The sequence below is a fragment of the Rhizobium sp. JAB6 genome (assembly GCF_003024605.1).
In the GTDB taxonomy this organism is placed as follows: domain Bacteria; phylum Pseudomonadota; class Alphaproteobacteria; order Rhizobiales; family Rhizobiaceae; genus Rhizobium.
The window spans coordinates 344860-367021 of sequence record NZ_PYJQ01000009.1 but is presented as its reverse complement, the minus strand read 5'-3'; the positions used below and the strand labels follow the sequence as shown (position 1 = coordinate 367021).

Sequence of the window (22162 nt, the reverse complement as noted above, 5' to 3'; positions counted from 1 at the left end):
GGCGGAAATCCAGTCCGCCGCGCCTCAATTGCTCAGAATTTCAGCCGCGCCATCGCGAGTGCATCCACATATTCGCCATTGCGGAAACCGAAGGCACGCAGCCGGCCTTCGGTCTCGAATCCGAATTTTTCATAGAGTCGAATCGCCGGCGCGTTGTCGATATAGACGGTCAGTTCCAGCCGCTTGATCGCCAGCCAGTTGTCCGCGGTATCGATGATGGCGGCCAACAGCGCGGACCCGATGCCGCAGCCCGTGAAATCGTCGTGTACGCCCATACCGATGCTGCCGCTGTGGATCCGGCGGCCGGCAAGACGCTTCAGGCCGGCATTGCCGACTATCTGCCCGTCAAGCACGGCGACGAGGCCGATCGAGTTGGGCGACGACTTTTCCAGCCATTGCCGTGTTTCCTCGACACTTTGAAAGGGCAGGCGAAGCGTGCCGGCGCGAAAGCCGGGTAAATTGGCCATTGCCGCAATTCCTTCCGCGTCGGATGGGTGCGAGGCGCGAATCTCGACGGCGCCGATCTTGCCTGATCGTCGTTTGGCGGGTTCTTGCTCTTCGAAAGACATGGGCTCTCCTTGGTATGAATGAGGAGAGCAAGGAGGCCTCAACCCTGCTCGCCTCGGCAGGGTTGAGATGGATCGCGGTCAGCTCAGCGCAACACCGCTTCCACTCGCCCTGGCAGGGGAGAGATGGTGTGAAGGTGCATCACGGTGGCGCGGTTTGTGATCATAGATAGATGATCCGATGCCGCGCCAAACTTGTCAATCGTCGTCGCATGAATCCTTGGATTGCCGTGTCTCTCAGGCGGAATGCAGTCGCCTTGCTTTGCATGCAGCTTGACAGGCAACCGTTTAGTTGCCTATAAGACAATAAAATGCAACCAAATGGTTTCATATTCATGGACGATGATGCGGTTTTCAGGGCGTTGGCGGATGCCAGCCGGCGGCAATTGCTCGATAGGCTTCATGAGCGCAACGGGCAGACCCTGAACGCGCTCTGCGAGGATTTGGACATGAGCCGCCAGGCGGTCGCAAAGCATCTTGCCATTCTGGAGGAGGCCAATCTGATCTCCTCTGAGAAGCATGGGCGCGAGAAACTGCATTTCATCAACGCGGTCCCGATCAATGGCATCGCCGAACGCTGGATCAACAAGTTCGAACAGCGGCATTTGAATGCACTTTCGGCCTTGAAAAAGGCGCTGGAAGGTGAGGACGGGCAGTGAACTCAAGACACAACGCAATTCAAACAGGGAGAAATGGCATGACTGGAAGCAAATTCGTCTACGTCACCTTTATCCGCACCACTCCGGAGAAGCTCTGGTCGGCGCTGACCACGCCTGAATTCGTCAAGCAATATTGGTTCGACATGATCCACGAGACCGAGTGGAAGGTTGGATCGCCGTGGAAAATGCTCTTTCCGGATGGCCGGGTTGCCGACACCGGAGAGATAGCAGAATTGGACCCGCCGCGGCGGCTCGCCATCAAATGGCGCAACGAGTGGCGCCCGGAACTAAAGGCCGAAGGCTGGTCGCGGTGCCTGATGGAGCTGGAGCCGGCGGATGGTGTCGTGAAGTTGACGGTTACTCATACAATCGAGGTCGAGAACTCGAAACTGATCGAAGCCGTTTCCGGTGGGTGGCCGAAGATCCTGTCCAACCTCAAATCGCTTCTGGAAACCGGTACGGTCGCAATCAGCCAGAAGTGAAAAGACGCGTTACCTATGTGTATCAGAACGCCGTTGCTTTGGCGACGGCGTCTCTACCGTCGGCCGGATGGCTATTATCGGCGCGCGTGACCGCTCCGAGATGACCTCCCTTTATCTTGCAACGATCGTGAACCATCTTACCTTAGCCGTGCCGCTCTTGCTCCTGGCGGCTGTTGTTGGAGGATGATCGATGCGTTCACCCAAACTTTCCGCCGCCATTGCCGCATCTTTTCTGGCTGTGGCGCCCGTTTCCGCTTCCGCCGAAATTGTCGGCAAGGTGGGCGTGGACTGGACGGGTAATGATATTCTGGTCGATGCCGTGCCGGACCCCGAAGTCTCGGGCATCACTTGCCATGTGACCTATTTCGATCGCAGCGTGATCGACCGGCTGCGCAAGGGCAACTGGTTCGAAGATCCCTCCAACAATTCCATTGCCTGCCGTCAGACCGGTCCGATCGAGATCGGTGACATTAACCTGTCCCAGAGCGGGGAGGAGGTGTTTCGCGCCGGTCTGTCGCTTATCTGGAAGAAGCTGGTTGTCACCCGTATTTACGACAGGAAGAATGATACGCTCATCTATCTTATCCATTCGCGGCAGCTGACGGATGGCTCGGCCAAGATGGCCATTTCGACGATCCCCTTGTTCGGCCAACAGGTTATCTGGAAAAACGGCAAGCCGAAGTGATGGTATACTGATACCTTAAAGACAGCGCGCAGAAGAATAATACCAAAAAAAGTCATTCTCTTGGGTTGTCGAATTCCTTCTGGTTGCTTTCGGTTTGCATCTTTTTGATGCAATTTCGAAGACGGACAGTGAGGCGACTCCCGCCCCTGTTCACGGCCTGCAAGACCGTGTCCTTGGCTACACCCCAGCCAAAACCGGTAACATAAAAAGCGATCGCCCTGAAGCTCGGCTCCAGGGCGATCTGCTTTTATGAGCTGACTATCGAATCAGGCTGCCTGCGCCAACTGATCGGCAATGACCGTATCGAGGTTGAGGAAGCAGACCATGGTCTTTTCCAGCGCTACGATGCCGCGGCAGAAGGCGCGCTGCGCTTCGGGAATGATTTCCGGAGCCGGCTGCAGATCTTCGCTCTTGATGGTCATCATGTCGGATACCTGCTCTACCAGGAGACCGACGAGCTTGCCTGCAATATCGGTAACGATGATCGCTGAGCGCTCTGACGGTTCCGTCATTTTCATGCCGAGGCGGCAGGCCATGTCGATGACGGGGATCACCGCTCCGCGCAGGTTGATGAGGCCGAGAACATAAGGCGGCGTATGCGGCATCGGCGTCACCGGAGCCCAGCCGCGGATTTCGCGGATGGCCATGATGTCGATGCAGAACTCCTGATCGCCGAGATGAAATGAGACGATTTCCAGATAGGCGCCCGATTGCTTGATAGCGTTCGTCATGTTCGAGAACTTCCCGTTTGGCATCGCCGCATGCGACGCCCGCGATTGAAGAAGGAGATCGGCTGGAGCTTCGGCAGCGGCAGCGTCCGGTGCTTCGGCGAAGAATGCCTGGCTTTTCCGGCGGGCGTCATGCCCTTCTGGGATAAAGAGGTTTGCCGCGCTTTCGGGCGGCGGACGAAATCGAGTTCGACCTTTGAAGCAGATGTTGGCGCGCACTGGTTAGGATTGGTTTAACATGAATGCAGATTTCGCCCCGCGGGCCTGGGAAGAGCGAGGAATCGAGCGGATCAGGGCTTGAAAGATATTCATTTCTACCCTGCGGCGATTTCCGCCGTCTCTGAACGTCTTCTTGAATTGCGTCCTCCACTTCGAGCCGTTACATCGACAGGTGAGTTGACTGCGAGCGTCTGGGCGCGGTTGCGTGTTGGTGAGGAATGACCGTCATGAGAAGCGTGCGGATTGCAGTTTGGGTTGCCGTGTTGATCGTGGCCGGGATATTAGGCTGGCTGAGCTTTGGCGGCGGCAAGTCGCCGGAGGTCGCCGCATCCGGGCCCTACGGCGTGCCCTTCACGCTCGTTTCGCAAAGCGGTCAGCCGATCAGCGAGGAGGCATTCCGCGGCAAGCCCTCTGCCGTCTTCTTCGGTTACACGCATTGCCCCGATGTGTGCCCGACGACGCTGTTCGAGCTGAACGCCTGGCTGCAGAGGGTCGACCCCGACGGCAGCAAGCTCAACGCCTATTTCGTGACGGTTGATCCCGAGCGTGATACGCCTGCCATCATGGACCAATATGTTTCCAACGTCTCGAAGCGCATCACCGGAATTTCCGGTGACCCCGCCAAGGTAATGGATATGGTCAAGGGATTCCGCGTCTATGCCAAGAAGGTACCCGTCGACGACAAGCAACCGAATGGCGACTATACGATGGACCACACTGCTTCCGTCTTCCTGCTGGATTCGCAGGGCCGCTTTGCCGGAACCATTGCTTATGAGGAAGACCCGGACGTGGCGGTGAAGAAGCTGGAGAATCTGGTCAAGAAGGGATAGATCTGCATGGGCGAGGGGATTGGCGGACGGGGAAAATCCAGATCCATTCTGATTGCGGGGGCCGGGCCGGTTGGCCTTGCCGCCGCTCTGGAGCTCGCCCGTCGCGGTTTTTCGCCGCGTATCGTCGACGACGGTGCCGGGCCGACGCCCATGGAGGAGAGCCGTGCGCTAGGCGTCAACGCCCGCACGCTGACGCTGCTGTCTCCTTCGGGAGTTACGGATCATATCCTCACCGCTGCCCAGCCGATCGGGCGCTTTTGCGTCCGCTCGAATAGAAAAATTCTCATCCAGCTGGATACCCAAGAGGTGAAAGGCCGCTTCAGCGCTATCTGCGCCCTGCCGCAGGGCAGTACCGAGCGTCTGCTGATGGAAGCGCTTTCGGTCTATGGCATTTCGCCCGAATGGCAGACGGCCGTAGTGGCGGAAGCCATGTCGGACCTGCAGAAGCCGGAGGTCACGCTGCGCCGGGCTGACGGTACATTGGAAACAGTGCGGCCGGACATATTGATCGGTGCCGATGGCGCTCATTCCGCGGTGCGCAAGGCACTCGGTGCCGGATTTCCGGGTGAGGCGCTGGAGGCCTATTTCTATCTTGCCGATTTTCGCTATGCGGAGCCAGTCGATACGCATTTCGCCGAGATATCGCTCTTCGATCCCGGCATGGTGGGGCGCCTGCCTGTCACGGCCGAGATCATTCGCTACATTTCGACGCTGGAAAATTTCGAAAGCCGCATCGTTCATCCGGCCGCCATTTCCGAAAAGATCTGGGCCTCGCAGTTCCGCATCAACTTCCGGCATGTCGAACCCATGGCCAAGGGCAGTGTCTTTCTTGCCGGTGATGCCGCGCATATTCATTCGCCGGCTGGCGCGCGCGGCATGAATCTCGGCATCGAAGATGCCTGCTGGCTTGCCTGGCTGATTGCGGAAGGCCGTGAACAGGAGTATTCGGCTTTCAGAGTTCCCGCCGTCAAGCAGGTTTTAAACCAGACCTACGGCCTGACACGATTGGTGACAATGCAAAACCCGCTGGCAGTTGCGGCGCGTAATTTTCTTGCGCCGCTGTTGCTGCGCTTCGGCCCGTTCCGCCGGCAATTGCTTCGGGGTGTGTCCGGCTACGACACGCCGAAACCGCCTTGGATCGACTGGGCCGAATAAGAACGAGAAAGAGCGACGAGTTGAGTGAAATCCGCCTTTATGTGACGACGACCGAGAAGAAGGCCGAGCAGGTCCTGGATCTGATGACGCCGGTCTTCGAAGACGAGGAATTGCCGATCGCAACGACGGAAATCGACGAGAAGAACGATATCTGGGAAGCATCGATCTATCTCTATGCTGCGGATGAGGATGAGGTCCGCGGCCGTTTCGAAGCGCTGCTGAAGCCTGCCTTCGCCGATCTCGCCATTCAAAAGGAAGTGCTTCCCGATATCGACTGGATCGCCAAGTCGCTGGAAGGGTTGAAGCCCGTGCGCGCCGGGCGCTTCCTCGTGCATGGTTCGCATGACCGCGATAAGGTCGGCCCAAGCGATATTGCCATCGAAATCGAAGCCGGACAGGCCTTCGGCACCGGTCACCATGGAACGACGGCGGGTTGCCTTGAGACGATCGAAAAGGTTCTGGTGAGCCGCCGCGTGCGCAATGCGCTCGATCTCGGGACGGGTAGCGGCGTGCTGGCCATTGCCGTGCGTAAGTTGCGCAATATTCCGGTTCTGGCGACCGATATCGATCCGATCGCCGTCCGAGTCGCACGGGAGAATGTCCGCAGCAACGGCATCGCCTCGGGTGTCACGCTGGAGACGGCTCCGGGATTCCATTCCACGGCCTTTTCCCGACATGGGCCGTTCGATCTCATCATCGCCAATATTCTGGCGCGTCCGGTCATCAAGATGGCGCCGCAGCTTGTGGCGCATCTGGCACCGGGCGGTTCAGTCATTCTTTCGGGAATCCTTGCCGAGCAGCGCTGGAAGGTTCTGGCCGCCTATAACGGCGCGCACCTGCGGCATGTGCGCACGATCTGGCGCAACGGCTGGGTCACCATCCATCTCGACCGGCCCTGAGCCGGTCACTTTCCGCATCAACCCTCGCAAATAAAAAGGCGGTGCCGAAGCACCGCCTTCAGATCGGTTTTCGCCGATCTTGCCCGCGAGCGTGTGGAGGAGGAGTGCTCAAGCGGGCTCTAAGCGTTCTGATCACAATCCGAGAGGGAGGAGGAGAACCGGATTGCGATCAATTTGGAACGCGTAGATCGTAAACTTGTTAGCGGCGACCGCCGCGGCTGGCGCCGATCGCCTTTGCGGTTTCGACTTCGAGCTGACGAAGCGAGCCGACGGAATGGCGTACGGTGCGACGCTCGCCAGCCAGCGCCGGGCTAACATATGCGGAGCGAGAGATAGGCATTGTCTTAAGTCCTTGGTTTTGAGCTGGTTCTTCGTGAACCCCGTTTGATGCCGCGGATATAGCGACTCGCCCCTCCGCGTGGCAGGGGGCCAGCTTCATGGGAGCTATGCATGAGGCGCATGCTTTGTGCCGTGAAGTTGTCATATTCGGACCGCGTGCTCACGAAATGGGCGGATTCGTTAACGGCCCGAGATGGGATAAACTGCTCTCTTGGGATGTGATGTGCCTGTAATCGCGCATATCGTCTCAGGAACTGAAAATCACGTCGCACTTCCGACCGCGATGCTCTAACATACTGGCAATATTCAGTTTCACGAATTCTCCACTACTACCGGATCAGCTCATGTTTCAGTCTTTCGACGTCACTTCCACCCCGCAATTCGGTCGCGAGCGTGTTGCCGGTTTGCGTGCTGCCTTCGGCGATCTTGGCGTTGACGGCTTCCTCGTGCCGCGGGCTGACGAGTATCAAGGCGAGTACGTGCCCACATGCTCGGAGCGTCTCGCATGGCTCACGGGCTTCACGGGATCGGCAGGTGTTGCGCTTATCACACACTCCCAGGCCGTGGTTTTTGTGGACGGCCGTTATGTGACCCAGCTTGCAGAGCAGGTGGACCGAAGCGTCTTCACCGGAGGCGATCTGGTGAACGAGCCGCCGCATGTCTGGCTGCCGCGTCACGCGAAGAAAGGTTTCCGGCTCGGCATCGATCCCTGGCTGCATACGGGCGCCGAAGTACGCCGTCTGGAGAAGGCGTTGGCTGAGATCGACGGCAAGCTCGTCTTCCTGCCCCACAATCCGCTCGACAGGCTCTGGACGGACCGCCCGCCCGAGCCGCTGGGCAACGTTATCATTCAGGATATCGCCCAGGCCGGCGTCCTCGCCAAGGACAAGCTTGCGACGATTGCAAACGGCCTCAGGGAGAAGGATCTCAAGGCGGCGCTGATTACCGATCCATCTTCGGTCGCCTGGATCTTCAATATCCGCGGCAGCGACGTGCCGCACACGCCGCACCCCTTGGCCCGCGCCATCATTTATGCGGAAGGAGAAGCGGCGCTCTTCCTCGACAAGCGCAAGACCAAGGTCGAGGCCGAAGCCTATCTCGCGCAGATATGCAAGCAGCTGCCACCCTCTGAGCTTGCCAAACGCCTGGCTGCTGCTGCCGCAAACGGCGGTCGCATCCTGGTCGATCCGGATCTCGCGTCCTACGCCCTGACCGACATTATTCGTCGCGAAGGTGGAGAGGTCGTGGAGGGCAATGACCCTGCGAAGCTGCCGCGCGCCTGCAAGAATGCTGCCGAAATCAACGGCTCTGCGGCTGCCCATCTGCAGGATGGCGCCGCCATGGTCGAGTTCCTTTACTGGCTGGAGACGAGCAAGCCGGGAACGGTAACGGAAATCGCCGCGGCAGAACGGCTGGAAGCCTGCCGCGCCCGCGTGGGCGAAAGCATGCAGAACCCGCTGAAGGATATTTCCTTCGATACGATCGCCGGCGCCGGCGAGCATGCGGCCATCATGCATTACCGCGTGACTACGGCGAGTGACCGGCTGATCCAGGCGGGCGAACTGTTTCTCGTCGATTCGGGCGCGCAATATATCAACGGTACCACCGACATTACGCGAACGGTCGGTATCGGCGCAGTCTCCGAAGAGCAGAAGCGCCTCTTCACACTGGTATTGAAGGGGATGATTGCCATCAGCACGGCGCGTTTCCCGAAGGGGACGCGCGGCTGCGATCTCGATCCGCTGGCCCGCATCGCGCTTTGGAAGGCAGGCGTCGATTTCGCCCATGGCACGGGCCATGGCGTCGGCTCCTATCTTTCCGTCCATGAGGGGCCGCAGCGTATTGCGCGGCTTGCCGTGCAGGAACTGCTTCCCGGTATGATCCTGTCCAACGAACCCGGCTATTATCGCCCGGGGCACTTCGGCATTCGCATCGAAAACCTGATCTATATCCGCGAGCCGGAGGAAATCGAGGGCGGCGACATGCCGATGCTGGGCTTCGAGACTTTGACCTTCTGCCCCATCGATCGTAGCCTGGTGCTCGTGCAACTGCTGACGCATGAGGAACTGCATTGGCTGAACGAGTATCACGCCCGGACGCGCGAGGCGCTGATGCCGCTGATCCATGATCACGACGTACGGGCATGGCTGGAAAATGCCACGCTCGAACTCAGCCATTGAGAAATGGAGGCCTCATCCCATTCGAAATCGGGATGGGGTCCGTCTCAAGCGCCTAGGGAATGGCGCCATGCCATGACGACAACCCATCCGGCGACAAGCATGTAGGTCGACGGGTAGCGCAGGCCGACGAGAAGCGCCGCGAGCATCGCCAGCTTGATATCCCAGCCACCGATGAAGAAGGCGGGCGCGACGAGGGTCGTAAGAACGGCGGCGGGCACGGCATTCAGCGCGGCTTCGACGCGCGGCGGAATGCGGGTCATCTTGACGATGAGGATATAGCCGCCGACGCGCGTCAGGAAGGTCACCAAGGCCGCGGCTGCAATCAGCAGGACCATGTGCGGATTGAAATCGAACATGGTCAGACCTCGTGGCTTTCGTGAGCGACGTCGGGCTTCCGGTTCGCCTTTATTGGCGGCAGTATGGCCGCAAGCGCGACGCCTGCCAATGCGCCGATGCTGACATGCCAGGGTGAGCCCACATAGCGATAGGCAATGGCCGATGCCACGGCGCTGACCGCCACGACGGGCAGGAAGTTGTCGCGCTTGCGAAAGCCCATGACGATGCCGAGGAAATAGACCGGCAGCAGGATATCGAGGCCGATGGCTTTGGGGTCGCCGATGAGGCTGCCGAGAAGACCACCGATCAGGCTCACCACCACCCAGGGAATATAGATCACCGTCGCAAATCCGATATACCAGGCGAAGGTCACGGGCTTGCCGCTTTCGTGGCGCTTGATCGTCTCGGCGAATTGAGGATCGACCAGCAGGAAGAAGGTGAAGAACTTTTCCACCGCGGAAAAGTGCCTGATATAGCGAGCGATCGCTGCCGAATAGAGCACATGGCGGAAGTTCACGGCCAGGATCGACAGCACGATGAGCCAGGCCTGAACATTGTGGCCGAAAAGATCGATCCCGACCATCTGACTGGCACCGGCATAGACTGTGCCGCTCATCAGGGTCAGTTCGCCAAGGGACATGCCCTGATCGCGCGCCAACGCACCGAAGAGGGCCCCGAAGGGCGCTGCAGCGAGGCCGACGGGGATGCCGCCCTTCAAGCCTTCAAGAAATTCCGCGCGACTCATGGTCCGCTTCGTCCTTTGTGGAAAATCCGGCGCTTTCGCCAAGATGTCGTGTCGAGGGCGCGCATTCCGCATGGAAACAACTGTCGTTGTACCCCTTGCGCATTTGTTGCCGCGCTGTTCAATGGCGGGAGATGTAAGCCGAGCCTTTAAAGCCAGCAATTGAATTTCCTTGATGGATCAATTGATTTCCTTGATCCGGCCTTTAGAGCCCGCTCGCAAAATGGGAGATGGAGAGATGAAGAAGATCACCTTTGCGAAGGAGGATAAGGCAGCCATGATCGCCCACCTTCAGCGCTATTTCGCCGATGAGCTGGACCAGACGCTCGGCGCCTTGCCCGCTGAATTCCTGCTCGATTTCTTCACATCCGAGATCGGCCCTTACTATTACAATCAGGGCCTGCGGGATGCCCATGCGGCATTGATGAGCAAGATGGAGGATTTCGGCGAGGCGATCTATCTCTTGGAGAAGGAGCCGGCCAAGAGCTGATGGCGGTTCACTTTTTTGGCTGGAACGTGTGCTCCAGTGCCGGAAAGGTGCGAGCCTTCACCTCCTCGGCATAGGCTTCCGTCGCTTTCGAAATCATGGGCGCCAGTTCCGCGAAATGCTTTACAAAGCGCGGCTTGAAATCGTTGAACAGGCCGAGCATGTCGTCGGAAACGAGAATCTGCCCATCGCAGGCGGCCGATGCGCCAATGCCGATGGTGGGAATGGCAATGGCGGCGGTGATCTCGCGCGCGAGCGGTTCGATCGTGCCTTCGATCACCATGGCGAAAGCGCCGGCCTCGGAGATTGCCTTGGCATCACGCCGGATCTTGTCGGCTTCCCTGTCCGAGCGTCCAAGCGAGCGGTAGCCGCCGGTCGTATTCACCTGCTGCGGCATCAGTCCGACATGGCCGAAGACGGGAATGCCACGGCTGGTCAGAAAGGCCACGGTTTCAGCCATTTCCTCGCCGCCCTCGAGCTTCACGCCATCGCAGCCTGTTTCCTTCAGGATGCGGGCTGCATTGCGAAAAGCCTGCTCCTTCGATTCCTGATAGGAGCCGAAAGGCATATCGACGGTGACGCAGGCATGCTTGGCGCCGCGCATGACGGCGTGGCCGTGGGCAATCATCATATCCAGCGTGACGCCGACGGTCGTTTCCATGCCGTAGAGCACCATGCCGAGGGAATCACCCACCAGAAGCAGGTCGCAATGCGGATCGAGCAGGCGGGCAATCGGCGTCGTATAGGCGGTCAGGCTGACGATCGGGCGTGTGCCCTTCATCGCTTCGATGGCTGCTGGCGTCGTGCGTTTGGAATGTCCGACGGTGCTCATCTCAGGCGGCTCCCTCGTTTGCGGATCTGCTGGCGATAACCCGATTGTCGAGCAGGCGGGTGGTGCCCATGCGGACGAACAAGGCGACGAGGACCGGCTGACCCTGCAGTTTGGTCAGCCGTTGCAGCGTTTCGGGATGACGAACGGCGGCGACTTCCACGGTCGCGAGCGGCTCCTTTTCGATGAAAGCGCGCAGTGCCTCTTCGAGCGCTGCCGGATCATCCGCGCCGAGACCGTAAAGTCTTGCGGCTTCCGCCAGTGCCTTGGGGATAATAACAGCGGCGGCACGCTCTTCCTTAGACAGATAGACATTGCGCGATGACAGGGCGAGCCCATCCGCATCGCGAACGGTCGGCACAGGTACGACCCGAACAGGCTGGGCCAGATCCTCGACCATGCGGCGGATGATCGTTACCTGCTGATAGTCCTTCTCGCCGAAATAGGCGCTGTCGGGCTGGACGATGTTGAAGAGCTTGGTGACGACGGTGGCAACGCCGGCGAAATGGCCCGGGCGAACCGCGCCCTCCAGTTCCGCGCCGAGTTTCGGCACATCGACCACCGTTTGCATCGGACGCGGATACATATCCGTGACACCGGGTGCGAAGAGAAAATCGACGCCGGCCTCGCGCAGCATGGCGCTGTCGCGTTCAAGATCGCGCGGATATTTTGCCAGATCCTCATTGGCGCCGAACTGTAGAGGATTGACGAAAATGGAGGTGACGACGACGTCGTTCTCGGCTTTTGCCCGGGAGACGAGTTCCATGTGACCGCCATGCAGGTAGCCCATGGTCGGCACCAGGCCGATGAGCCTACCGGCTCTGCGTTGTACTCCGAGCCGTTCGCGCAGGTGGGCTATCGTGTGAACGATCTCCATCGTGGCAATCCTCCGCAAGCAATGTCGTTTCCGTATTGCCTGCTTCCATCCCTCAAAATTGCGGGGACTTCTAACGTGTGCAGTGCAAAAAGGCAATTCGGCCGCCGCCATGAGGTTTGCAACTCATGGCTCAGGCCAGCCGGAGGTGGTTAATTGCCGCTATTGTGCTTCAAACAAAATCGCTCTCCCAAGCGATGCCCGAGCGAGTGAAAGCGAAATAATACTGTTTTGCCCAGGCTAGACCGAGCGGGTCAGACCGCCGTCGACCTTGAGGTTCTGGCCGGTGATGTAGCCAGCGCCATCGGAGGCAAGAAAGGCGACGGTGGCGGCGATCTCGGCGCTAGTGCCATAGCGCCGCATCGGAACGCTGTCGCGGCGTTCATCGGTCGCCGGCAGGCTGTCGATCCAGCCGGGCAGCACGTTGTTCATCCGTACGTTGTCGGCGGCGTAGGTGTCGGCAAAAATCTTCGTATAGGAGGCAAGGCCCGCGCGGAATACGGCCGAGGTCGGGAACATTGCCGACGGCTCGAATGCCCAGGCGGTGGAAATGTTGATGATCGCGCCGGATTTCTGCTTCTGCATGACGGGGGCGATGAGGCGAACCGGGCGGATGACGTTCATCAGATAGACGTCGAGGCCGGTGTGCCATTGCTCGTCCGTGATTTCCAGGATCGGGGCACGCGGACCATGGCCGGCGCTGTTGACGAGCACATCGATGCGGCCCCACTTTTCCATCGTCGCATCGACCAGGCGCTTGAGATCGTCATTCGACTGATTGGAGCCGGTAACGCCGATGCCGCCAAGCTCCTGAGCCAGCGCCTCACCCTTTCCGGAGGAGGAGAGGATGGCGACATGGAAGCCATCGGCCGCAAGCCGTCTGGCGCTTTCGGCGCCCATACCGCTGCCGCCCGCCGTGATCACAGCCACTTTTTCTATCGACATCTTCGGTTCCTCCGTCGTCTGGTTCGGTAGAGTTGATTGTCTCGAACTTACCGACCGAATATCATCTTTCTCGCGCGTAGCGAAGCAGTTGCGTTAGTGATGGAAGGATCGCTAAGCGGTCCATCCGACTTCTATCTCGTCTGGCCGCGCTATCGCAAATCCGCAGCGCTCGAGACGGTTATCGGCAGGAATGAAAGGCCGCTGGTTTGCGGCGCGGCCTAACGGACGTGATCGTGCTGCCGAATGCTGCAATTGCGCTTCCGGGATTAGCGCTTTCCTCAATCTTTTCCTGTTAGCTGCAGCCATGGCGAAGATCGTGGCATTGGCTGCATATTTCTATCAGGCTGCGGTGGCTTTCGGGCTGCTGATTGCGGTGGCGCATCTGCTGACGCCAGCGGATTATGCCGCCTATTCGCTGTTCATTTCGATCAGCCAGTTCGCCGCGATCCTGTGTTTCGAGTGGGTTCGCTTCGCCTGCAGCCGCTTCTATCCGGGGCAGGGGCCGGGAAGCGAGGCGCTAGAGCGCAAGGCGTTGACGGTGGAATTTGCGGCCTGCTCGGCGATCTGCCTGATTGCCGCCTTGGCCTCGATCTTCTTTTCGGTATCGGCAGAAATTGCGCTGCTGGGCGGTCTGGTCGCGATCTTCCAGGCCGGAAGCGATCTGCATCTTACCATGCTTCGCTTTCGCCAGGAATTTCGCGTCTTCTCACGATTGCAAGGTTCACGTGCCACGATCCTGGCAATCGGTACGCTCGCGGGCGCGGCCATTGCCCCGACTTTCACATATACGGTGGCCGGTCTGATGGCCGGCTATCTTGCCTATGCTCTCCTGGCCGTATTTTTGACCCGCAACAGTCTGCACGAGGCCGCATCTTTCGAAAAGGCCCTGGTGCGTAAGCATTTCGTCTACGGCAGCGTCGCCGCCAGCGCCTCGGTCATCGGCATGCTGACGCCGCTGGGCTTGAAGTCCATTCTCACGGCCATGTTGGGGGCAGGCGGTGCGGCCGGCGCGCTGCTGGCGCTCGATCTGCTGCAGCGACCTTTCATCCTGATCGTCTCCGCCTTGCAGGCCATTCAATATCCCGATGTTGTGACGACCTATGACCGCGATGGCGCGACGCCCGCCTTCACCAAGCAGCTTGGGGAATATTATTCGCTGCTGACAGGCCTGACGCTGATGACGGCCGCCGGCATTTTCGCACTGCTGCAGCCGATCGGGCAATTGGTGATTGCCGCCGGCTTGCGCAACGAATTTCTTGCCGTCGCTCCCTTTGTCATCGGGCTCGCGACATGCCGTGCGCTAACGGCCAACATGTTGCCGACGCCGGCGCATCTAAAGCACCGGCTGTTGACGATCTTCCTGCTTGCCGCGCTGGATTGCGTATTGCTGAATGCGGGCACGATCATGGGCGGCTATCTCGGCTCTTACGACGATGCTGCGCTTATGGCCGGCGGCATGATCGGCGCGCTCTGTGCCATGACGATCGGTGTGAAGGTGATGATGTCCCTTGCTTTCGATTTCGTCTGGCCGCCCGTCATCTTGTCCGCCGTCGGGCTCGCCTTGCCGGTGTTGGCGACGATCGGCTTTGGTTATTCGCTATGGATATCGGTGGCGGGGGGCGTGGTCGGCGGCGCGCTCTTCTGTCTGCTCGGCCTCTACAGCTATTTCGTCATCATGTTCCAGCGTCAAGTGCGGCCATGAGGCCGCTCAAAGTGCTTCCAGCATGGAGAGAACGCGATCCGCGCTGCCATCCCAGGAAAAGCGCTTGATGTTCGCGTGGCCGCGCCGGCGCAGATCTTCGCGCAGTGCATCATCCGTTACGATCCTGCGCATGGCATCGACGAGTTCGTCCTGCCGGAAGGGGTCGAAATAGAGTGCAGCATCGCCCGATGCCTCGCGGACGGCAGGAATATCGGCTGCAAGCACCGGGCAGCCCTGGGTCATCGCTTCCAGCGGCGGGATGCCGAACCCTTCGTAGAGGCTGGGGAAAACGAAAGCCGTGGCATGGCGCTCCAGGGCGGCGATTTCCGCATCCGCGAGCCGGCCGGCGAAGAGAAGGCTGCCGTTCGAGTGCTGGTTATCCGATTTGAACACGGTCGGCGCGGAGCCGCCGACGACCACGAGCTTCTGATTGTTGTCCTTGAGTGCCTCGAAGGCGCGGATGGCGAAATCGAGGTTCTTGTTAGGTTTCATCGTCCCGACAAGCAGGAAGAAGCCGTTCGTCTTCAGCCCGAGCCGCCCGATGACGGCCTCGTCCGCCGCGATGGCGGCGTAGTGATCGACGGCATTGTAGACGACGTCGATTCCTGTCGAGGGAACCCCGAAAACGGAGGCAAGCTCCTGCCGCGAGAATTCGGATACGGTGCCGATCTTGGCGGTGCGCGTCAGCACGGTTCCGAGGGCGCTGTGCAGCAGCCGGTAGCTGCGTTTGAAGGATTGCGGATGGCGGAAGATCGTCACGTCATGAATAACGACGGCCTGGCGGCGATGCAGGAGCGGGCCGCTGCCGCCGAAGCCGATCAGACGGCTGCCGCGCGAGCGCGAAAGCAGCGATGTCTGCTCCCAGACGTGACCAGGACCGGAGCCGAATTCGTCGATTTCGATAGCGGAGAGCTTGAGATCGACGGGCGTGTTGCGCGGGACGGCCAGCCGCCAGCGCGCGCCTTTCAGCGAGGCGGGCAGGGCGCCTGCGGAAATCTTGCGATCGAGCGCCAGCGTCAGCTCGCGCGCGAAGCGCTGCACGCCCGACAGGGGCTGGCCGAGGAAACGCCCGTTGATGACAATAGATTGCACGCAAAAACCCGATACTTAATTGATCGGGAACAGCTTGCATCATTTTGTTTAGAGAAGGTTTAGCTGGACCTGCGTGATTTTATGCAAGCGCATCCTTGCTGCTGATCACTGCAACACCCCGGGCCCGCATATTGTCGATCGCCGCCTCGACGCCGGCGGGATCGATGCCGCGGCTGGCATCCTCGATAAAGCGCACGCCGACACCGGGCAGCATTTCGACGGCATCGAGGGCGGAGAATTTCACGCAGTAATCGGTGGCCAGACCGCAAAGATCGAGCTCGGTCACACCCTGGCTGCGCAGATAGGCGGCCAATCCGGTGAGGGCGGCCTGATCGTTGTCGCGGAAGGCGGAATAGCTGTCGACCGCAGGGTTCTGGCCCTTCTGCTGGACGAAATCGACGGAACCTACATGGAGGTCGGGATGGAACTCGGCATCTTTGCTGTTCTGGACGCAATGGTCTGGCCACATCATCTGCGGCTTGCCCGAAAGTGTGCCGATTTCAAAGGGTTTCTTGCCGGGATGGGAGGAGGCGAAGCTGCCGTGACCAGGCGGGTGCCAATCCTGTGATGCGACGATGAGATCGTATCGGCCGCTGTCTATCAGCTTGTTGGCGACAGGCACCACCTGGTCTCCCCCTGGCACCGGAAGGTTGCCGCCAGGGCAGAAGCCGTTCTGAATGTCGATGAGCAGCAGCGCTTTCATGAGGCCCGTCCTTCCCTTTTGTTGCGCTGCACGATGCCAAGCGGCGCGCTTCGGATCAAGCCCTTTGCGCTCCGCTGAAAAAACCGGCGGAGCGCAAAGTTAGTTCAGTCTCAGGCCGGCTTGTGGCCCTTGAGGCCGTAAAAGGCGATGTAGACGTAGCAGATGATCGGCATCAGGAAGGCGAGGTGGATGCCGATCGTATCGGCAAGGCCGCCCTGGATGACCGGCAGGATCGCACCGCCGACGATGGCGAGGCAAAGAATGCCCGAGCCCTGGCTCGTATATCTGCCGAGACCGTGCAGTGCCAGGCTGAAGATCGTCGGGAACATGATCGAGTTGAACAGGCCGATCGCAAGCACGGACCACATGGCTACATGGGCTGTCGTCAGCACCGTCACCAGCAGGAGGATGATCGCGACGGCGGCATTGAAGGCGAGCACCTTGCCGTCATCGATATGGCGCATGATCGCCGAGCCCACAAAGCGTCCGACCATCGCGCCACCCCAGAAATAGGAGACGTAATGGGCGGCGTCGGCCTCCGAGAGATGAGCGATATCCGGTTGGCTGAGGAAGTTGACCAGGAAACTGCCGACGCTGACTTCAGCGCCAACATAAAGGAAAATGCCGACAGCGCCGAGCACCAGATGGCGATACTGCCAGGCGGAGCCGCCGCCGCGCATCGGCTCTATGGTCTCCTCATCCTCGACTTCGGGAAGTTTCAGCGCCGCGAAGACGGCTGCGAGCACCAGAAAGGCCGCGGCTAGGAGCAAATAGGGGAACTTGACCGCGCCGGCTTCGGCAAGCCGCATGGCGTCGAGCTGTTCCGGCGTCGCATTGGCGGCCGCAACGGTCGCGGCGGACAGGATCAGCATCGCGCCGAAGTAGGGGGCAATCGTCGTGCCGAGCGAATTGAAAGCCTGCGTCAGGTTCAGGCGGCTGGCGGCGGTATCCGGCGGTCCCAATACGGTGACATAGGGATTGGCGGCGACCTGCAGGATCGTGATGCCTGTGGCGAGCACAAAGAGCGCGCCCAGGAAGAGAGCGTAGACGCGATAGCTTGCGGCTGGGATGAACAGCGCGCAGCCGACGGCTGCGATCGCAAGGCCGACGACGATGCCCCATTTATAGGTGATGCGCTTCACGAGCGCGCCGGCCGGCAGCGATACGATGAAGTACGCGCCGAAGAAGCAAAGCTGGATAAGCATCGCCTGGGTATAGTTGAGCTGAAAGACGCTCTTCAGGTGCGGGACCAGAATATCGTTCAGGCAAGTGATGAAGCCCCACATGAAAAAGAGTGAGGTGAGTGCGATGAGCGCGAATTGATAATTGCCCTGGCCTTGGCGTGCGGATGCACGGGCGCTGGTGGGCGCAGAGCTTGTTGCTGAGCCAGCCACTTTTTTATCCTCGGTTCTTGTTGTTGCCAGGCTTCGAAATTCGAGCCGGACGAGAAGCCCGAACGGGCCGAAAGAAGAGCTGGCAGCGGCTTGCCGAGATGCCGCGGGAAACGTGGAACCCCTAAGCCGCTTAAATCGATATAATCGATTGGTCCGCTATTGGTAGTTTGCTAGCGATGCCGATTTTGCAATGCAGCAATGCGGCAGTCGGTGGAGGCGCGTGAAGCCTCACCCGATCTCGTGGTATAAATCCCGCCAATCCGGATTTGTCTTTTCGATGGGCTCGATTTTCCATTGGGGCTGAGCGATATCGGCATGGTCTTCCTACCAGACGAGCCGTGATGCCCGCGATAATGATGACGACTTCTATGCCCATCCGTTCAGCACGGATGGCTCGAAGGGGTGTAAAACATTCGATGGATCGCTTGTGCGTAGATCCTCCGGTCAAGCCCGAGTGTGACGTGAAAAGTGCGATGGGTTTAAATGAGGGAAACTTAAACTCTCTAATTAAGACGAGCTGGAAAAGATAAACTCAACCAAAATATGCACTCGTACCGATTGCATCCGGCAACGAATATAATATTGTCAGCATGGGATCGAATTTGGGGGGCTATTTATGTCATTCAAAGAACAAGTTGCTGAATTATCGAAGCGCGCAATTGGTGCACAAAATATTGCTCTTACTGAAGAGGCGACAAAGAACGCGCTCGTTATGCCATTTCTGCGCACGCTTGGTTTCGATGTTTTTGATCCAACGCAGATTGTGCCCGAGTTTATAGCTGATGTTGGTTTAAAGAAGGGAGAGAAAGTCGATTACGCTGTCAAAATAAACGACCGGATCGAATTTATTCTGGAAGCAAAGGCCGTCAGCGCCAATCTTTCGCAAGCCCAATATAGTCAACTTTATCGGTATTTTTCCACTACGGATTGTTCAATCGCCATCCTCACAAACGGCATACAAATCTGGTTTTTTACTGATCTTGATGCTCCAAACAAGCTTGATAGTAACCCATTCTTTAAGTTCGATCTCTTCGACTACGATGACAACGATCTAAAAGAGTTAGAAAAATTTCACAAAGAGAAATTTTCTATTGAAGACATCAAGAGTTCGGCCAGCACTTTGAAGCGAATGAAAGCAACTATCGGCTGTATAGAGGCGCAGTTTAATAATCCTGATGACGAATTCGTGCGGCTCATCTCCAAGGAAATACACGATGGTAAGCTGACAGCAGCTGTTGTTGCTGAGTTCAAGCCGATAATCAAACGTGCCTTTGAAGATCTTGTTCGTCAAAAAATCCAAAGGAAATTAAGCGCAGCATTCAATGAGAACGTGAATATCCCGACGATAAAGGATGTAGATTCGGTCACTCAAATCAGTGACGATGGGGATGGCATTGAAACGACTCAAGAAGAGATTGACGGGTTTAATATAGTGCGTGCGATCGGAGCAGAGTTCGCAGATGTCTCCCGAATTGTCATGCGTGATCAGAAATCTTACTGCGGTATTAATTTCGATGACAACAATCGCAAGCCAATTGTCAGACTGCACTTTAACTCGAAGACCAAGTTTCTAACGGTCTTCGATGCAGAAAAAGCCGGATCTCGATTCGATATCACGCAGACTACGGATATTTTTAAAGCCAAGGCGCAAATTCAAGCTGTCATCCAATCGTACGTCGGCTCTTGATCACACCCTCTCCACAAACCCATCCAGCACGCGCTTCTGCCCGGCGCGGTCGAATTCGATCGTCAGCTTGTTGCCTTCGATCTCGGAAACATTGCCGTTGCCGAACTTGATGTGGAAGACGCGGTCGCCGATGGCGAATTTGGAGGGTTCGGTGGAGGTGGATTTGGCCACCAGCTCGCCGTCGATGGTGCGCACCTTCGGGCCGCTCTCGCCATAGCCGATGCGCTCGACGGCATGGCCGGAGCGGCTGCCCCAATTGTCGCGGGTCGCATCGTTGCGGTTTGCCTGGGCGCGCTTCCAGCCCGGCGTGGAATAGGTATTGGCGAAGGGATCGGCCTTATCGAAGCGGGATTGGCCATAGCCGCCGCGGCCATATCCGCCATAGGACTGCTCGACTTCGGCGACCTGAACATGCGTTTCCGGCAGTTCGTCGAGGAAGCGCGAGGGGATGGTGGATTGCCACAGGCCGTGGATGCGACGGTTGGAGACGAACCAGATATGGCAGCGGCGCTTGGCGCGGGTGATGCCGACATAGGCGAGGCGGCGCTCTTCCTCGAGACCGGCGCGGCCGCTTTCGTCGAGCGAGCGCTGATGCGGAAACAGGCCTTCCTCCCAGCCGGGCAGGAACACTGTATCGAATTCCAGACCCTTGGCGGAGTGCAGCGTCATGATGGAGACGGCGTCGAGATTTTCGTTCTGCTCGGCGTCCATGACAAGGGCGACGTGTTCGAGGAAGCCGCGCATGGATTCGAAACTATCCATGGAGCGGATGAGTTCTTTCAGGTTTTCCAGACGTCCCGGCGCTTCCGCCGATTTGTCGTTCTTCCACATATCCGTATAACCGGACTCTTCGAGGATCTGCTCGGCAAGCTCGGTATGCGGCGTGCTTTCGAGCAGGCCCTGCCAGCGGCGGAAGGATTGCACGACGTCGAACAGCGCCTTGCGCGCCTTCGGCTTCATTTCGTCCGTTTCGATGATATCGGCCGCCGCCGCCAGCATGGGAATATCCCGCACGCGGGCGTAATCATGCAGGGCGCGGACGGTGGTGTCACCGAGGCCGCGCTTCGGCGTGTTGATGATGCGCTCGAAGGCAAGATCGTCGGCCGGCTGACAGACCAGGCGGAAATAGGCCATGGCGTCGCGGATTTCGAGGCGCTCGTAGAAGCGCGGGCCGCCCACGACACGATAGTTCAGGCCAAGCGTGACGAAACGGTCTTCGAATTCGCGCATCTGAAAGGAGGCGCGCACGAGGATGGCGATGTCATTGAGATTGTGCTTGTTGCGCTGCAGCTGCTCGATCTCTTCGCCGATCGCGCGTGCTTCCTCCTCGGAATCCCAGGAGGCGTGCACCTGCACCTTGATGTCGTCCGGATCGGAGCGGTCGGTGAACAGCGTCTTGCCGAGCCGGCCCTCATTGTGGGCAATCAGGTGCGCAGCGGCACCGAGAATATGCTCGGTGGAGCGATAGTTGCGCTCGAGCTTGATGACCTTGGCGCCGGGAAAATCCTTCTCGAAGCGCAGGATGTTATCCACCTCGGCGCCGCGCCAGCCATAGATCGACTGGTCGTCATCACCGACACAGCAGACGTTCTGCGGCTCGCCTTTCTGCCGCTGCGCCAGCAGGCGCAGCCACATGTATTGCGCCGTATTGGTGTCCTGATACTCGTCGACCAGGATGTAGCGGAAGCGCTGATGGTAATCCTTGAGGATATCGGGATTCTGCCGGAACATATTGATCGGATGCAGCAAAAGATCGCCGAAGTCGCAGGCGTTCAGCGTCTTCAGGCGGTTCTGGTAGGCGGCATAGAGCTCGCGGCCCTTGCCGTTGGCAAAGGCGCGGGCGTCACCCTCCGGAATATCGGCGGGGCTGAGACCCTTGTTCTTCCATGTATCGATCATGCCGGCGAACTGCTTGGCCGGCCAGCGCTTGTCGTCGAGCCCTTCCGCCTGGATCAGCTGCTTGATCAGGCGAACGACATCGTCGGTATCGAGAATGGTGAAGCTGGAGGTGAGGCCGACCAGCTCGGAGTGGCGGCGCAACAGCTTGACGCCGATCGAATGGAAGGTGCCGAGCCAGGGCATGCCTTCGACCGCGCCGCCGACGAGCAGCGCGATGCGCTCCTTCATCTCGCGGGCTGCCTTGTTGGTGAAGGTGACGGCGAGAATCTGGCTCGGGAAGGCGCGGTTGGTGGAGAGGATATGGGCGATGCGGGTGGTCAGCACGCGCGTCTTGCCGGTGCCCGCGCCGGCGAGCACCAGAACCGGGCCATCGAGCGTTTCCACCGCTTCCGTCTGCTCTGGATTAAGGCCTGAGAGATAATCCGGCCGGCGGCCGCTGTCGCGTGCCGCCATGGCGCGGGCGGCAATGCCGCCGCCAATGCCACCGGCACCCGGCGCGGAACGGCGCGGTGCGGGATGCTCCGGCTCCTCGTCAAAGAAGGGAATGTCGTCATGTCCAATGGTCATGCGGCCCAATGTAATGATTCTACCCCGAAAGGCAAAAGAAACGGGCCGAAATTAGAACAAAAAGTGCACATTCACAGGGCATGATGCTCGATCGAGAGCTGTTTTTCATGTGGGAATGGATCGGCCAATTCGGCGGGTAAAACGTGGCGTTGTCCGGGCCAAG

The 22162-nt window shown here is 59.0% G+C and carries 23 protein-coding genes; 11 read left to right on the top strand and 12 right to left on the bottom strand.

The genetic code is table 11. The features are described from left to right. Positions 1-32: 32 nt before the first annotated feature. The gene (locus C7U61_RS11760) at positions 33-569 is read right to left on the bottom strand and encodes a GNAT family N-acetyltransferase (protein ID WP_106998258.1); all 537 of its coding nucleotides are present in this window, start codon (positions 567-569) and stop codon (positions 33-35) included. A gap of 332 nt (positions 570-901) precedes the next feature. On the opposite strand from C7U61_RS11760, the gene C7U61_RS11755 reads away from it, so the two are divergent. From C7U61_RS11755 to C7U61_RS11745, 3 genes are all read left to right on the top strand, one after another. Then, the gene (locus C7U61_RS11755) at positions 902-1225 is read left to right on the top strand and encodes a helix-turn-helix domain-containing protein (RefSeq protein ID WP_106999068.1); all 324 of its coding nucleotides are present in this window, start codon (positions 902-904) and stop codon (positions 1223-1225) included. A gap of 38 nt (positions 1226-1263) precedes the next feature. Next, on the top strand, positions 1264-1707 hold the full coding sequence (locus tag C7U61_RS11750; RefSeq protein ID WP_106998257.1) for an SRPBCC family protein: 444 nt from the start codon (positions 1264-1266) through the stop codon (positions 1705-1707). A 190-nt stretch (positions 1708-1897) separates the two neighbouring features. Then, positions 1898-2392 (top strand): CreA family protein, encoded by a 495-nt coding sequence (locus C7U61_RS11745; RefSeq protein WP_106998256.1) that lies wholly within the window; start codon positions 1898-1900, stop codon positions 2390-2392. 266 nt (positions 2393-2658) lie between these two features. Here the strand turns inward: C7U61_RS11745 and C7U61_RS11740 are convergent, their stop codons facing one another. Continuing rightward, positions 2659-3123 carry a chemotaxis protein CheW gene (locus C7U61_RS11740; protein ID WP_106999067.1) on the bottom strand — a complete coding sequence of 155 codons (465 nt, stop codon included), beginning with the start codon at positions 3121-3123 and terminating at the stop codon, positions 2659-2661. A 45-nt stretch (positions 3124-3168) separates the two neighbouring features. Between C7U61_RS11740 and C7U61_RS19375 the strand changes: the two genes are divergently transcribed. The 4 genes from C7U61_RS19375 (at position 3169) to C7U61_RS11725 (ending at position 6223) form a co-directional block, all read left to right on the top strand. Next, the gene (locus tag C7U61_RS19375) at positions 3169-3357 is read left to right on the top strand and encodes a hypothetical protein (RefSeq protein WP_146143951.1); all 189 of its coding nucleotides are present in this window, start codon (positions 3169-3171) and stop codon (positions 3355-3357) included. Between the two features lie 209 nt (positions 3358-3566). Further along, positions 3567-4169 (top strand): SCO family protein, encoded by a 603-nt coding sequence (locus tag C7U61_RS11735; protein WP_106998255.1) that lies wholly within the window; start codon positions 3567-3569, stop codon positions 4167-4169. 6 nt (positions 4170-4175) lie between these two features. Next, positions 4176-5324, top strand: coding sequence for an NAD(P)/FAD-dependent oxidoreductase (locus C7U61_RS11730; protein WP_106998254.1), 1149 nt, complete (start codon positions 4176-4178; stop codon positions 5322-5324). A 20-nt stretch (positions 5325-5344) separates the two neighbouring features. After that, the gene (locus C7U61_RS11725) at positions 5345-6223 is read left to right on the top strand and encodes a 50S ribosomal protein L11 methyltransferase (RefSeq protein ID WP_106998253.1); all 879 of its coding nucleotides are present in this window, start codon (positions 5345-5347) and stop codon (positions 6221-6223) included. 199 nt (positions 6224-6422) lie between these two features. Here C7U61_RS11725 and C7U61_RS19520 read toward each other — a convergent pair whose 3' ends face one another. Continuing rightward, positions 6423-6563, bottom strand: coding sequence for a hypothetical protein (locus C7U61_RS19520; RefSeq protein ID WP_162711788.1), 141 nt, complete (start codon positions 6561-6563; stop codon positions 6423-6425). A 343-nt stretch (positions 6564-6906) separates the two neighbouring features. On the opposite strand from C7U61_RS19520, the gene C7U61_RS11720 reads away from it, so the two are divergent. Continuing rightward, a complete protein-coding gene (locus C7U61_RS11720) occupies positions 6907-8742 on the top strand; it encodes an aminopeptidase P family protein (protein WP_106998252.1) in 1836 nt (611 codons plus the stop codon). A 44-nt stretch (positions 8743-8786) separates the two neighbouring features. Here C7U61_RS11720 and C7U61_RS11715 read toward each other — a convergent pair whose 3' ends face one another. Beyond that, the gene (locus tag C7U61_RS11715) at positions 8787-9098 is read right to left on the bottom strand and encodes an AzlD family protein (RefSeq protein WP_106998251.1); all 312 of its coding nucleotides are present in this window, start codon (positions 9096-9098) and stop codon (positions 8787-8789) included. A 2-nt stretch (positions 9099-9100) separates the two neighbouring features. Continuing rightward, entirely contained in the window at positions 9101-9823 is a 723-nt protein-coding gene (locus tag C7U61_RS11710; RefSeq protein WP_106998250.1) for an AzlC family ABC transporter permease, read from the bottom strand. A 235-nt stretch (positions 9824-10058) separates the two neighbouring features. Here C7U61_RS11710 and C7U61_RS11705 point away from each other — a divergent pair, with 235 nt between their 5' ends. Continuing rightward, positions 10059-10310, top strand: coding sequence for a DUF2164 domain-containing protein (locus C7U61_RS11705; RefSeq protein ID WP_106998249.1), 252 nt, complete (start codon positions 10059-10061; stop codon positions 10308-10310). Positions 10311-10317: 7 nt separating this feature from the next. On the opposite strand, the gene panB is transcribed toward C7U61_RS11705, so the two are convergent. The 3 genes from panB to C7U61_RS11690 form a co-directional block, all read right to left on the bottom strand. Then, positions 10318-11139, bottom strand: a complete 822-nt coding sequence (gene panB / locus C7U61_RS11700; RefSeq protein ID WP_106998248.1) for a 3-methyl-2-oxobutanoate hydroxymethyltransferase — start codon at positions 11137-11139, stop codon at positions 10318-10320. 1 nt (position 11140) lies between these two features. Further along, positions 11141-12013: a pantoate--beta-alanine ligase gene (gene panC, locus C7U61_RS11695; RefSeq protein ID WP_106998247.1), complete on the bottom strand. Its 873-nt coding sequence runs from the start codon at positions 12011-12013 to the stop codon at positions 11141-11143. Positions 12014-12250: 237 nt separating this feature from the next. Further along, the gene (locus C7U61_RS11690) at positions 12251-12955 is read right to left on the bottom strand and encodes an SDR family oxidoreductase (protein WP_106998246.1); all 705 of its coding nucleotides are present in this window, start codon (positions 12953-12955) and stop codon (positions 12251-12253) included. Between the two features lie 316 nt (positions 12956-13271). On the opposite strand from C7U61_RS11690, the gene C7U61_RS11685 reads away from it, so the two are divergent. Further along, positions 13272-14657, top strand: coding sequence for a hypothetical protein (locus tag C7U61_RS11685; protein WP_245410786.1), 1386 nt, complete (start codon positions 13272-13274; stop codon positions 14655-14657). 6 nt (positions 14658-14663) lie between these two features. Here C7U61_RS11685 and C7U61_RS11680 read toward each other — a convergent pair whose 3' ends face one another. From C7U61_RS11680 to C7U61_RS11670, 3 genes are all read right to left on the bottom strand, one after another. Then, a complete protein-coding gene (locus C7U61_RS11680) occupies positions 14664-15749 on the bottom strand; it encodes a glycosyltransferase family 1 protein (RefSeq protein WP_106998244.1) in 1086 nt (361 codons plus the stop codon). Between the two features lie 79 nt (positions 15750-15828). Continuing rightward, a complete protein-coding gene (gene pncA, locus C7U61_RS11675) occupies positions 15829-16452 on the bottom strand; it encodes a bifunctional nicotinamidase/pyrazinamidase (protein ID WP_106998243.1) in 624 nt (207 codons plus the stop codon). A 110-nt stretch (positions 16453-16562) separates the two neighbouring features. Then, a complete protein-coding gene (locus C7U61_RS11670; RefSeq protein WP_106998242.1) occupies positions 16563-17846 on the bottom strand; it encodes a sugar MFS transporter in 1284 nt (427 codons plus the stop codon). Positions 17847-18462: 616 nt separating this feature from the next. Here C7U61_RS11670 and C7U61_RS11665 point away from each other — a divergent pair. After that, on the top strand, positions 18463-19533 hold the full coding sequence (locus C7U61_RS11665; RefSeq protein WP_106998241.1) for a type I restriction endonuclease: 1071 nt from the start codon (positions 18463-18465) through the stop codon (positions 19531-19533). On the opposite strand, the gene C7U61_RS11660 is transcribed toward C7U61_RS11665, so the two are convergent. Next, the gene (locus C7U61_RS11660; RefSeq protein WP_106999066.1) at positions 19534-21999 is read right to left on the bottom strand and encodes a UvrD-helicase domain-containing protein; all 2466 of its coding nucleotides are present in this window, start codon (positions 21997-21999) and stop codon (positions 19534-19536) included. Positions 22000-22162: the final 163 nt, after the last annotated feature.

Coding starts and splice junctions, on each gene's coding strand:
- C7U61_RS11660 (WP_106999066.1), bottom strand. CDS start 21,999: ATGACCATTGGACATGACGACATTCCCTTCTTTGACGAGGAGCCGGAG.
- panB (WP_106998248.1), bottom strand. CDS start 11,139: ATGAGCACCGTCGGACATTCCAAACGCACGACGCCAGCAGCCATCGAA.
- C7U61_RS11720 (WP_106998252.1), top strand. CDS start 6,907: ATGTTTCAGTCTTTCGACGTCACTTCCACCCCGCAATTCGGTCGCGAG.
- C7U61_RS11760 (WP_106998258.1), bottom strand. CDS start 569: ATGTCTTTCGAAGAGCAAGAACCCGCCAAACGACGATCAGGCAAGATC.
- C7U61_RS11745 (WP_106998256.1), top strand. CDS start 1,898: ATGCGTTCACCCAAACTTTCCGCCGCCATTGCCGCATCTTTTCTGGCT.
- C7U61_RS11665 (WP_106998241.1), top strand. CDS start 18,463: ATGTCATTCAAAGAACAAGTTGCTGAATTATCGAAGCGCGCAATTGGT.
- C7U61_RS11710 (WP_106998250.1), bottom strand. CDS start 9,823: ATGAGTCGCGCGGAATTTCTTGAAGGCTTGAAGGGCGGCATCCCCGTC.
- panC (WP_106998247.1), bottom strand. CDS start 12,013: ATGGAGATCGTTCACACGATAGCCCACCTGCGCGAACGGCTCGGAGTA.
- C7U61_RS11750 (WP_106998257.1), top strand. CDS start 1,264: ATGACTGGAAGCAAATTCGTCTACGTCACCTTTATCCGCACCACTCCG.
- C7U61_RS11730 (WP_106998254.1), top strand. CDS start 4,176: ATGGGCGAGGGGATTGGCGGACGGGGAAAATCCAGATCCATTCTGATT.
- C7U61_RS11705 (WP_106998249.1), top strand. CDS start 10,059: ATGAAGAAGATCACCTTTGCGAAGGAGGATAAGGCAGCCATGATCGCC.
- C7U61_RS19520 (WP_162711788.1), bottom strand. CDS start 6,563: ATGCCTATCTCTCGCTCCGCATATGTTAGCCCGGCGCTGGCTGGCGAG.
- C7U61_RS11690 (WP_106998246.1), bottom strand. CDS start 12,955: ATGTCGATAGAAAAAGTGGCTGTGATCACGGCGGGCGGCAGCGGTATG.
- C7U61_RS11715 (WP_106998251.1), bottom strand. CDS start 9,098: ATGTTCGATTTCAATCCGCACATGGTCCTGCTGATTGCAGCCGCGGCC.
- C7U61_RS11740 (WP_106999067.1), bottom strand. CDS start 3,123: ATGACGAACGCTATCAAGCAATCGGGCGCCTATCTGGAAATCGTCTCA.
- C7U61_RS11755 (WP_106999068.1), top strand. CDS start 902: ATGGACGATGATGCGGTTTTCAGGGCGTTGGCGGATGCCAGCCGGCGG.
- pncA (WP_106998243.1), bottom strand. CDS start 16,452: ATGAAAGCGCTGCTGCTCATCGACATTCAGAACGGCTTCTGCCCTGGC.
- C7U61_RS11735 (WP_106998255.1), top strand. CDS start 3,567: ATGAGAAGCGTGCGGATTGCAGTTTGGGTTGCCGTGTTGATCGTGGCC.